This is a genomic window from Pseudomonas sp. PS01299 (genome assembly GCF_029960145.1).
Lineage (GTDB): Bacteria > Pseudomonadota > Gammaproteobacteria > Pseudomonadales > Pseudomonadaceae > Aquipseudomonas > Aquipseudomonas putida_A.
This window is the reverse complement of the sequence record NZ_JASCPO010000276.1, coordinates 1-6760: the sequence shown is the minus strand read 5'-3', so window position 1 is coordinate 6760 and position 6760 is coordinate 1. Positions and strand designations below refer to the sequence as shown.

The window sequence follows — 6760 nt, the reverse complement described above, 5'->3', positions numbered from 1 at the left end:
GGCTTGCTCGCGAAGGCGGCGTGCCAGTCAGCAACCTGTCGACTGACCGGACGCCTTCGCGAGCAAGCCCGCTCCCACAGCGGATTTTTGCTGGTTCAGACAGGTTGCAGCGGCATGGTCAACTCGACGCGCAAGCCATCCGGGCGGCTGTCGAAATGCAGGGTGCAGGCGCAGCGCTGGACGATGGCTTGCACGATGGCCAGACCGAGACCGCAGCCGGTGCTCTGGCCGTTGCGCCAGAAGCGTTGGGTCAGGTGCTGCAGATCTTGCGCCGCAATCCCCGGGCCGTGGTCGCGCACCACAAAGCGGGCGCGCTGGCCGACCGTTTCCAGACTCAGCTCCACCTCAGCATCCGCCGGGGTATGGCGCAGGGCGTTGTCGAGCAGATTGCGCAACGCGGCAATCGACAGCACCGCCGGCATTTGCACCGGCGCACTGGAGAGCTGCTTGGGCAATTGCAGCTTGATGCGCTGACGCTCGCCACCAGCCGCATCCTGCATCGCCAGTTTCGCCACCTGTTCGGCGCTGCACTGCACGCCGTCATCGAACGACAGACTGCCCTCGACCCGCGCCAGCAACAGCAGTTGCTCAAGGGTGCGGTGCATGCGGTCGGCACCCTCTTCGGCGCGTGCCAGCGACTGATCGCGGGCACTGCCTTCGGTCATGCGTGCCACTTGCAGGTGGGTCTTGATCGCCGTCAACGGGCTGCGCAGTTCGTGGGCGGCATCACCGGTCAGGCGGCGTTCACGCTCGATGGTCTTGCCGATGCGCTGGAACAGCTGGTTCTGGGTATCGAGCAACGGTTTCAATTCGCTGGGAAACGATTGCAACTGCAATGGCTCAAGCGAGTCGGCATTACGTCGCATCAGTGCTTCACGCAGACGATTGAGCGGCGCCAGGCCCTGACCGATGCCCAACCACAGCAGGCACAGGCAACCGAGCAACGCCACGCCGACCGGCACCGAGGCCGCCAGCAAAATCGACATGTTCAGCGCTTCGCGTTCGATCTGCCGATCAGCGGTGGTGATCCGCACATCGCCCCTGGCCAGGGTGAAACTGCGCCACGGCGCGCCATCGATAAGCTGGTCATGGAAGCCCATCTTTTCCGCTTCCAGGGTTTGCTCGGGGCTGCTGTGGCTGCGTGCCAGAATCTCCCCGCGCAACGAACTGACCTGACAGGCCATGCCGCCGGGAATGTTCAGTTGTTCGGCACTGAAATGGGTGCCCTCGCCCTTGCTCGGCAGCGCCGGCAGTTGCTCCAGCAGCCCGGCGACCATGCGCGCCGAGGCTACCAGCCGCTGGTCGAGGGAAAACATCATTTGATTGCGCAAGTCGCTGAGCATCCAGGCCGCAGCCAGTGCCCAGATCAGGGCGAACGCGGCGCCGAGGGTCAGACTCAGGCGCAGACGCAGACTCATCACTTCTGCTGCTCTCCACCATCGGCCGGCCCAAGGCGATAGCCCAGACCGCGCACGGTTTCGACGATGCCCTTGCCGAGTTTGCTGCGCAGGTGATGGATATGCACGTTCAGCGCGTTGCTCTCCAGCTCGTCATTGAAGCCGTAGACGCTGTCCTTCAACTGCTCGGTGGACAGTACTCGGCCACGGTTGTGCAGCAGCGCCTGCAACAGCGATTGCTCGCGGCGCGACAAGTCCACCGGTTGCCCGGCCAACGTGGTTTCGCGGCTGCTTGGATCGTAGGTCAGTGCGCCGTGCTCGATCAGGTTGACGCTACGCCCGGCGACCCGGCGCAGCAGGGTTTGCAGACGGGCGAACAATTCCCGCAGATCGAAGGGTTTGAGCAGGTAATCGTCAGCCCCGGCCTGCAAGCCATCGACCCGGTCGGTCACCGAGTCGCGTGCGGTCAGGATCAGCACCGGAATTTCCAGGCCCTGCTGACGCAGTTGTTGCAGCAACTTGAGGCCATCTTCGTCGGGCAGGCCGAGATCGAGCACCATCACGTCGAATTCGGCAACTTTGAGCATCGCCCGTGCTTTCGAGGCGGTGTTGACGTGCTCGACCGTCAGGCCCTGCGCCGTGAGACCGGCAACGATACCGCTGGCGATCAGTTCATCGTCTTCGCAAACCAGTACGTGCATGATCCGTCCCGTAGAAAAAAGCCGATTAGGCCGTTGGCCGATTAAGCTGACATTATGGCGCCCAACGCCATAGCGACAAGGGCGTGACGGTTAATCATCGGTTAATCGCCATCCACCATTGTGCCCACACTTGCACAGGGACAAGGCTCCTCCATGCGTCATTTTTTTCTTTTGTTTGCACTGCTGATCTCCGGCCTGGCCCAGGCGGGAAACAACCCATTCGAGACCAAACCGGAGTTTCTGCCGGTCGACAAAGCCTTCGTGCTCACCTCCGAACGCCTTGAGTCCGGGGAAACCCAGCTGTTCTGGCAAATCACCGACGGCTATTACCTGTACCAGAAACGCCTGAAATTCGACGGTTTGACGGCCGAGCAGCAGCCTGCGCTGCCCGAGGGCGAGTCGCACAGTGACGAGTTCTTCGGTGAACAACCGGTGTATCGCCAGGGCTTGGAGGTAAAAATTCCGGCCTCGGCCAGCGGTCAGATCAAGGTCAGTTATCAGGGCTGCGCCGATGCCGGCCTGTGTTATCCGCCGCAGACCCGGGTCATCGATCTGGGCGGCAAAGCGACGCCAACGGCCAGTGCCGAAGCACCGGATCAGGCCCTGGCCAGCAGCCTGCAACAACGGGCGCTGGGCTGGAGCCTGCTGGTGTTTTTCGGCCTCGGCCTGTTGCTGGCGTTCACTCCGTGCTCGTTGCCGATGCTACCGATTCTGGCGGGCATGATTGTCGGCAGCGGCGCCACCCCGCGCCGTGGTTTTGCCCTGGCCAGCAGCTATGTGATCTGCATGGCGCTGGTGTATGCGGCGATGGGGGTGATCGCTGCGCTGCTCGGCGCCAACCTGCAGGCCTGGCTGCAAAATCCATGGCTGCTCGGTGCATTTGCAGCAGTGTTCGTGGTGCTGGCGCTACCGATGTTTGGCTTCTTCGAATTGCAATTGCCGGTGGCCCTGCGTGACCGCCTCGAACACGCTTCGCGCAGTCGCAATGGCGGCAGCCTGATCGGTGCCGGGGTGCTCGGTGCGTTGTCCGGTCTGCTGGTCGGTCCGTGCATGACCGCGCCACTGGCCGGTGCTTTGCTGTACATCGCGCAGAGCGGCAATGCGCTGCACGGTGGCTTGATTCTGTTTGCGCTGGGCATCGGTATCGGGGTGCCGCTATTGCTGTTGGTGACCGTCGGCAATCGCTTTCTGCCGAAACCCGGAGCGTGGATGAACCTGCTCAAGGGCATCTTCGGTTTCCTGTTCCTCGCGACCGCACTGCTGATGTTGCGCCCGGTGCTGGACTCGTCGCTGTGGCTGGGCCTGTGTGGCGCGTTGCTGCTGATCGCCGCGTTCTGTGCCTGGAAGCAATCTGAAGGTTTCGGCCGGGTTGCCCAGGTGTTCGGCGCCAGTTCGTTGCTGCTCGGTCTGTGGGGCAGCCTGTTGCTGATCGGCGCTGCCGGTGGCAGTGACGACCCTTATCAACCGCTGCAGGTGTACAGCGCCGGCAGGGTCGCCAGCACCACGCCGAGCGGGCATGACGCGTTCACCACGATCAAGGATCCGGCAGCCCTGCAGCGTGAACTGGATAGCGCCAAAGCCCAGGGCCAGTGGGTGCTGCTCGATTACTACGCCGACTGGTGCGTGTCGTGCAAAGTCATGGAGAAACAGGTGTTCGGCAAGGACAAGGTCATGCAGGCGCTGAGTGATGTGCGCCTGCTGCGCCTCGATGTCACTGCTGACAACGCCGCCAGCCGCGAGCTGCTCGGCCGCTACAAAGTCCCGGGGCCACCGAGTTTTGTCTGGATCGGCACCGACGGCGAAGAACGACGTAGCCAGCGCATCACCGGTGAGGTGGATGCCGAGACGTTCCTGCAACGCTGGACCACCACCCGAGACGCCAATTAAATGCTGACGTTCACCCTCGGCACCTTTGCCATCGCGCTTAACCACCTGCTGCTGATCAGTGCCCTGGCGCTGGCGACCTTTGTCGGCTGGCGGGTGGCCAAGCGTGGCGGCGATAACCCCGAGTCGGCGCTGTTCAGCCTGTTTCTGCTGGGCATGCTCGCGGCACGCGTGGCGTTTGTCGCCCTGTACTGGGGCCACTATCGCAACGATCCGTGGCAGATCATCGACCTGCGCGATGGTGGATTCCTCGCCTGGCCGGGGGTGATCGTGCTGCTGCTCACCGCTCTCTATCGCGGCTGGCGCCGCCCGGGCCTGCGTCGGCCATTGGGTTTTGGCGTGGCCAGCGGCGTGCTGTTCTGGTTGTTGGCGACCCTGTCACTGAACATCTACGAACAAGGCACGCGCCTGCCGGAAATCACCCTGCGCAACGCCGCAGGCGAGACCATCCAGCTCAGCGACTATCAGGGCGGTCCATTGGTGATCAACCTCTGGGCAACCTGGTGCCCGCCCTGCCGGCGCGAGATGCCGGTGCTGGAAAACGCTCAACAACAACGCCCGGACCTGACCTTTCTGTTCGTCAATCAGGCCGAAAGCATGCAAAGCGTTGCCACCTTCCTGGAAACCCAGGGCCTGAGCCTGAACAACGTACTGTTCGACCGCAGCGGTCGACTGGGTCAGGCCGTGGGCTCCATGGCGTTGCCGACTACGCTGTTCTATAGCCCTGACGGTCGCTTGCTGAGCAGTCATCTGGGCGAACTGTCGAACGCCAGCCTGGCCCGCGCCCTGGAAAATTTCGACATCCCGAATCCAACCGCCGCACCGGCCACCTCTGCAAGGAAACTGCCATGCCCCGCCTCCGCCACCTGCTGACGCTGACTCTGGGCACTGCCCTGCTGCACCTGCCGTCGGTGCAGGCCGCCGAAGAATTGCCCGCCGCGATCAAGCAGATCGAAGCCAAGGGCGCAAAAATCGTTGGCCAGTTCGACGCCCCGGACGGCTTGCGTGGTTATGCGGCGCAGTACCAGAACCGTGGCATGGCGTTGTACCTGACGCCGGACGGGAAACACGTGCTGCTCGGCAATCTGTACGACGCCGACGGCAAGGATCTGAGCAGCGAGCCGTTGCAGAAACTGGTCTATGCGCCGATGGCCAAGGAAATCTGGGGCAAGTTCGAAGCCAGCAACTGGATTCAGGACGGCAACAAGGACGCGCCGCGCACCGTGTACCTGTTCAGCGATCCCAACTGTCCGTACTGCAACATGTTCTGGGAACAGGCGCGACCATGGGTCAAGGCCGGCAAGGTGCAGCTGCGGCACATCATGGTCGGGATCATCCGCGAAGACAGCCCGGCGAAATCCGCCGCGCTGCTGGCGGCGAAAGATCCGGCCAAGGCCCTGGAAGATCACGAAAAGGCCGGCAAGGCCAGCACCCTCAAACCATTGAAAGACATTCCAAAAGCGGTGCAGACCAAACTGGCCGCCAACATGCAGTTGATGGAAGACCTGGAACTGCAGGCGACACCGGCGATTTTCTACATGGATGACAAGGGCGAGCTGCAACAGCAGCAAGGCGCGCCTTCGCCGGAGAAACTGGCGAAAATTCTCGGGCCAAAGTGAGTCCGGCTTCTTTATTGCCTGATCGGGCCTCTTCGCGAGCAAGCCCGCTCCCACAGGGATCACCGCGGTCACTGTGGGAGCGGGCTTGCTCGCGAAAAGAACGATGACACGGTTTAGCGGTTGCGCTCAGCCAAAAAAGTAAACAACACCTCGCTCACAAACTGCGGATTCTCCAGACTGGAGATATGCCCCGCTTCCGGCACCAGTACCCACGGGCAACCGATCAATTCAGCCATTTCCTGTGCCTCCGACGGCGGTCGCGGTTTGTCCTGATCGCCGCACAGCACCAGGGTGGTCGCGGCATTCAGTTCGCCCAGGCGCGGCAACAGATCATCACGACTGAAGGTGATACGCCCCATCGGCACGATGCTTTCGCGCAGGCGATCCGCGGTGTAGGCCGCCAGTTTGGCGCGGAAGTCCTGATACAGCGGCGACTGCGGATCGATGCCCGGGCGGAAGAAGATCGGCACCACGATGTCGAGCAACTGAGGCGCAATCTCGCCGCTTTCCTCGATTTGCTTGAACAGCGAGAAATAGTACTGACGGGTCGGCTCAGGCTCGACGCCGACGTAGGTGTCGAGTAGCACCAGACCGTTGATCCGCTGCGGTGCCAACAACGCCAGACGCACGCCCCACATGCCGCCGACCGACAGCCCCGCCAGCGTTATCTGTTCGATCTGCAGGTGATCGAGCAAGGCCTCGACCTGCCGCGCGATGTCATCCAGCGAGGTGGTGCCTGGCGGCAAGCGCCCGGATTCGCCGTGGCCCCACAGGTCCAGCGCAATCACCCGGTAGTGCGGCGACAGCGCAGCGATCTGCGGCGCCCACATGGCCGTGTCCCACAGATAACTGCCCGCCAGCAACACGGCCGGGCCGGAGCCTTGATCAATGTAGTGCAGCGCTTGTCCGTCAACCGTGAAGAAAGGCATCGACCACCCCCGAGACAAAAAAGAGAACCGGCAGACTGAGCTGCCGGTTGTTGATCGTCAACCTGGGAAATGATGCGGTGTGTGTTGATGCTACTGACGCCTTCGCGAGCAAGCTCGCTCCCACATTGGTTCTGCGTACACAGTACTAAATGTGGGAGCGAGCTTGCTCGCGAAAGGGCCAGTGCCGGCACTAGAGAATCAAAGCCCTTCCCGCGCCGCCATCAGGTCAT

Annotated in this window: 6 protein-coding genes; 3 read left to right on the top strand and 3 right to left on the bottom strand. The window is 62.5% G+C overall.

All coding sequences use genetic code 11. From position 1 onward, the window contains the following. Positions 1 to 95 precede the first annotated feature (95 nt). Complete coding sequence (locus QMX91_RS27585; RefSeq protein ID WP_282413680.1) at positions 96 to 1418, bottom strand: ATP-binding protein; 1323 nt, start codon at positions 1416 to 1418, stop codon at positions 96 to 98. Further along, on the bottom strand, positions 1418 to 2098 hold the full coding sequence (locus tag QMX91_RS27580) for a response regulator (RefSeq protein WP_007969056.1): 681 nt from the start codon (positions 2096 to 2098) through the stop codon (positions 1418 to 1420). Before QMX91_RS27580 ends, QMX91_RS27585 begins: the two co-directional genes overlap by 1 nt. 153 nt (positions 2099 to 2251) lie before the next feature. Here QMX91_RS27580 and dsbD point away from each other — a divergent pair, with 153 nt between their 5' ends. The 3 genes from dsbD to dsbG are packed head-to-tail and all read left to right on the top strand — an operon-like array spanning position 2252 to position 5601. Then, positions 2252 to 3985, top strand: a complete 1734-nt coding sequence (dsbD, locus tag QMX91_RS27575; protein WP_282413679.1) for a protein-disulfide reductase DsbD — start codon at positions 2252 to 2254, stop codon at positions 3983 to 3985. Next, positions 3986 to 4855 (top strand): TlpA disulfide reductase family protein, encoded by an 870-nt coding sequence (locus QMX91_RS27570; protein ID WP_027613398.1) that lies wholly within the window; start codon positions 3986 to 3988, stop codon positions 4853 to 4855. It abuts the gene before it with no gap. Further along, positions 4831 to 5601 (top strand): thiol:disulfide interchange protein DsbG, encoded by a 771-nt coding sequence (dsbG, locus tag QMX91_RS27565; protein WP_027613399.1) that lies wholly within the window; start codon positions 4831 to 4833, stop codon positions 5599 to 5601. The genes QMX91_RS27570 and dsbG overlap by 25 nt, the downstream gene beginning before the upstream one ends. 113 nt (positions 5602 to 5714) lie before the next feature. Here dsbG and QMX91_RS27560 read toward each other — a convergent pair whose 3' ends face one another. Further along, a complete protein-coding gene (locus QMX91_RS27560; protein ID WP_282413678.1) occupies positions 5715 to 6530 on the bottom strand; it encodes an alpha/beta fold hydrolase in 816 nt (271 codons plus the stop codon). Positions 6531 to 6760 lie beyond the last annotated feature (230 nt).

Bases quoted from the DNA above. Each gene is read 5' to 3' on its own strand.
- QMX91_RS27585 (WP_282413680.1), bottom strand. From the start codon at position 1,418: ATGAGTCTGCGTCTGCGCCTGAGTCTGACCCTCGGCGCCGCGTTCGCC.
- QMX91_RS27580 (WP_007969056.1), bottom strand. From the start codon at position 2,098: ATGCACGTACTGGTTTGCGAAGACGATGAACTGATCGCCAGCGGTATC.
- dsbD (WP_282413679.1), top strand. From the start codon at position 2,252: ATGCGTCATTTTTTTCTTTTGTTTGCACTGCTGATCTCCGGCCTGGCC.
- QMX91_RS27570 (WP_027613398.1), top strand. From the start codon at position 3,986: ATGCTGACGTTCACCCTCGGCACCTTTGCCATCGCGCTTAACCACCTG.
- dsbG (WP_027613399.1), top strand. From the start codon at position 4,831: ATGCCCCGCCTCCGCCACCTGCTGACGCTGACTCTGGGCACTGCCCTG.
- QMX91_RS27560 (WP_282413678.1), bottom strand. From the start codon at position 6,530: ATGCCTTTCTTCACGGTTGACGGACAAGCGCTGCACTACATTGATCAA.